The following is a 3,449-nucleotide window of genomic DNA, read 5'->3' on the forward strand; positions in this document are numbered from 1 at the left end:
GTGGGCACCGGGTTAACGGTGGGTCTTACTGCACCTATCGTGGCTATGGGTTACAAATCTGTCGTAGCTTTTGATAAGCAGGCAAAAGCCATTGCACAGGTGGAAGCCGGGGTAAATTCTACAGGGAAAGCGGCAGGCTTTGCCACTGATCAGCTACTTAAAATGGCGAGTGATCTTCAGAATAAGACCATATTTGGTGATGAAGAGATCCTGCAAGGAGTTACCTCTCAGCTACTAACCTTTACAAATATAGCCGGTGAACAGTTTGAAAGAACGCAACTGGCAGCCTTAAACCTTTCCACAAGGCTGGATGGAGATTTAAAATCGGCTTCTATCCAGTTAGGAAAGGCTTTAAATGATCCTGTGGCAAACCTATCGGCATTGAGCCGTTCCGGGATCCAGTTCAGTAATGAGCAAAAGGAAGTGATCAAGCAGCTGGCCAATACGAACAGGCTGGCAGATGCGCAAACGATCATCTTGAATGAATTAGAAAATCAATACGGTGGTGCTGCGGAAGCTGCTGCAAAAGCAGGAACCGGACCATTCAAACAATTATCGAATACGCTTGGCGATATCTTAGAGGACTTTGGAAAGATCATTTCTGAAGCTTTACTACCCTTTATTTCAAAACTGAAGGATCTGGCAGATCGTTTCCAGTTATTAGATCCAAGTATTAAAAAAACAATTGTGGTAGTAGCGGCACTCGCTGCAGCTTTGGGACCTGTGCTCGCTGTGATGGGTGTACTGGTTGCGAATATTATTCCGGCAATGGCTGCAGGACTTACGGCATTAACCGGTCCTATTGGATTAGTGATCGCTGCTTTGGCAGGAATTGCCGTAGTGATCTATAAGAACTGGGAGCCAATCAAGAAAACGCTAGTAGATATTCGCAACTACTTTACAGATTTATACAACGAAAGTGTTGTTTTCCGGGTCGCTATAGAACAAGTGATTCTCACTTTTAGGACCTTGTACAACGTTGTAAAACTGGTGATCGATTTTATTGTTTCCGGGTTCACTAATGGAATAGAATTTATTCTTGGTTCTGTAGAAAATCTTGGTAAAGCATTTAAAGCGATCCTTACTGGTGATATTAAAGCTATTCCAGCCATCTTCAAAGAACAGGGGCAACTTGCCAGAACGAACTTTGGTGGCCTGATAGGCGATATAAGTAAAGATATTGAATTCTTCACATCGTCTATGAAGAATGATATTGGCGATGCTGTAGATGCGGTTACCAAACGTAAAAAGATCACTTTTTCTGAAAGTAATATAGATGCGACTGCTATTCAAAATGCGGTTGCTAATGCAGTGAGTAATGGAAAAAGCGTTACAGGGAATTCTTCAGTCAACTTATCAACTGATATCGATCAACAAATTTCAGATAGCCTTAAAGAAACTGATGAGTTGAAGCAACTCTTTATCGAAACTGGTGTAAATGTTGATATAGCTAAACAGGAAGCGGAACTTCAAAGGTATAATTCATCACTGGAAGAATCTTTTGATGATTGGAAAAACATTGGAAATGAATTCAATATAGTTTCCGATCAGATGATTGAACGCATGGAGCGCCTTCGTGAAGTTGGATTAGTAGTTGGTCAGGAAGTTGGAAATGCCTTTGCAAATCTAAGTCAAATTGTGGTTGACAGTTTAGGTTTAGCATCACATGGTTTTGAAGGTTTTATAAAAGGATTAGCGCAAACTGTTACGAAATTAATTTCGATGATGCTAGCTTCTTCTATTTCGCAGGCAATTGCAGGAGCAACTGCTTCTGGTACAGCAACTGGACCTGGAGCAATATTTGCTACACCAGCCTTCATATCAACAGCCGTAGGTGGAGTGTTAGCTGCATTTGCTTCTATACCTAAGTTCGCTGATGGTGGTATTGTAAGCGGTCCAACGTTAGGGCTCATGGGTGAATATTCTGGTGCTAAATCCAATCCTGAAGTAATTGCACCATTGAACAAACTAAAAGGAATGATCTCAGATGTTACTGGCGGTGGGAATATGCATGTTTCAGGGGAATTTAGGTTAAGAGATCGTGATCTGGTTGCAGCGATAGATCAGGCAGTACAATTTAAAGGCCGTTTAGGATAAATTCAACTTTGATTATTTATAAATTAGTACAAAGCATTATATTTGAATAGTAGAATAAAAAACCCGACATATTTAGTCGGGTTCTTTTTCTCTCAAATTATTCTGGCTTTTGCCTTGTAATTTGAATGATCAGTAAAACTATTCTTAATAGTAAAATGATCACTTCTAAAAAATCGGCCATTGGGAAAGATTTTTTAAGATTAAACAAACAGGAACCGAGGTTGCAGCCTCGGTTTTTTTATGATCGTTATTAACAACCACCCTTATTAACAAATGTATTGCAATTAATTCTAGTTAGACTGTGAATTGAACCTGTGATAATCAACAGGAAATCAACAATATAATTGTTCATAACTTGATAAAGCAGTTAGCAACTAGAATTCTGCATAAGGATCTACACAGTGACCTGTTCTATTCCGGGAACCTTGGTAATGATTTACACAGCGACCTGAATAATAATTTCCGGATTCTGAATTAACCGTTGCAACGGTTCATTAGTCCTACTCCAGATCATTCAGAATGTATTGAGATATTGGGTTTCTTTCTGAACTTCGGAATCAACTGAATAATTGGATATATTTCTAAACCTGGATAACGATCGACTGAGCTACAGGATCTATTCCGGGAACCTTGTTAATGATCTACACAGCTATTGGCTCTACTCCAGATCGTTGCTATCAAGCAACCTGATCTATTTTGGGGACCTGGATAGTGATCAACTGAGCTATTGGGTTTCTTTTTAAACATGGATAGTGATCGACTGAGCCATTGGGTTTCTTTCTGAACCTGAATAATGATCGACTAAACTTCGGAATCAACTGAACATTTGGATATATTTCTAAACCTGGATAACGATCAACTGAGCTACAGGATCTACATAGCTACAGGATCTATTCCTGGAAACTTGGTAACAATCTACACAGCTATTGGCTCTACTCCAGATCGTTGCTGATCTATCAAGCAACCTGATCTATTTTGGGGACCTGGATAGTGATCGACGAGCTACAGGATCTATTCCGGGAACCTTGGTAATGATTTTCACAGCGACCTGAATAATAATTTCCGGATTCTTAATTAACCGTTGCAACGGTTCATTAGTCCTACTCCAGATCATTCAGAATGTATTGAGCTATTGGGTTTGTTTCTGAACCTGGATAACGATCGACTGAGCTACAGGATCTATTCCTGGAAACTCGGTAACGATCTACACAGCTATTGGCTCTACTACAGATCGTCGCTGATCTATCAAGCAACCTGATCTATTTTGGGGACCTGGATAGTGATCAACTGAATTATAATTTTCAGATTCTGGATTAAACGTTGCAACGACCACACAGCGACCTGACCTATTC

At 40.1% G+C, this 3,449-nt stretch carries 1 protein-coding gene; it reads left to right on the plus strand.

Going from position 1 to position 3,449, the window contains the following annotated elements; all coding sequences use genetic code 11:
• A partial coding sequence (locus tag ACNKXS_RS03645; protein WP_417919669.1) for a hypothetical protein occupies positions 1 to 2,097 on the plus strand: 2,097 nt, incomplete at its 5' end.
• Positions 2,098 to 3,449: the final 1,352 nt, after the last annotated feature.

This window comes from Christiangramia marina (assembly GCF_048285865.1).
GTDB lineage: Bacteria > Bacteroidota > Bacteroidia > Flavobacteriales > Flavobacteriaceae > Christiangramia > Christiangramia marina.